This window comes from Lacinutrix salivirga (assembly GCF_053604675.1).
Genome location: NZ_JBSHNP010000029.1, coordinates 1 through 995, shown reverse-complemented (window position 1 = coordinate 995; position 995 = coordinate 1). Strand labels below are relative to the sequence as shown.

Here is a 995-nt window from a genome sequence, read left to right as displayed (position 1 = left end):
TGGATAATCTAAATCTTTAGAATAGTCAACCTCATCTTCTAACCAACCAATTTCGTTACACCAATTTTTTATATCCGACAATAACTCTTTGTTATTTATTTCTTTAAACTTATATTTTTTTAAAGAATCTTCTAAATAATTATAAAAAGTATGACCTAAATCGTGACGAATCTCTGTTTTATACATCTTTTTATATTTCTCATAACTTACTGTTATGTCAAGTGTCAATTCTTTATCCCTATCGTATCTTCTGAATGTTTTCCGTTCAATTTCTTCAGGTAAACACCTAAAAGCAAAACCAATTTCTTTTGGTTCTTTTATATTTTTATACTTTTTATTTACTTTTTCCCATACAGCTTCAAGTTCATCTCGTAACTCTAGTAAGTAAGGTAAATAAGTATCACAAACTACGGATATTTCCATATTTAAATTATTTTAATGACACGCTTTATTTCCTGGTGGTAAAAACCCTTTCCAAGCTAAATATCCTTTTAATTTCATTCCTTCTAGCATTTGCATTAGCTTTTTAGGACCATTATGAGTTGCAACTTTATCCAAGTTCATCTTTTTCAACCATTTTCTAGTATATCGCCTTGATGGGTTTTTTGTTTCTCCTAATTTCCACAGCTCTCCTTTTTTTAGGAACATTTCGCCTATAGGTTCTTTTTTCCCCCATTCCATAACTGGATACCAACCATCTTCTTTTGCCAATAAAGCATATAATTCTTTTAATCCTAATGGGTCAATAAAAGAGTTAGAATCGTGTACATAAGCATATATATTAGGATTGGTACTTTCTATACCAATCGGATCCTGAGATATATAAACTCCTGTGTCTGGACTATAATACCTAAACCTGTTATAATACAACCCAATCTCCTCATCCTCATACTGTCCTTGGTATCTAAACGGACAATCACTTGCAACACCTTTTGCTAACTTACGTATTTTACCGTAAATATCATACTCTACTTCCCAAGTTTTTTCTCCAGAAG

General features: G+C 31.2%; 2 protein-coding genes. Both read right to left on the bottom strand.

Going from position 1 to position 995, the window contains the following annotated elements:
- Nucleotides 1–423: hypothetical protein (locus ACVC5O_RS00360; protein WP_452219472.1), on the bottom strand; the 423-nt coding region annotated here is incomplete at its 3' end.
- Nucleotides 424–435: 12 nt separating this feature from the next.
- Nucleotides 436–995, bottom strand: a 560-nt coding sequence (locus ACVC5O_RS00355; RefSeq protein WP_452219471.1) for an RHS repeat-associated core domain-containing protein, incomplete at its 5' end; no start/stop codon positions are given.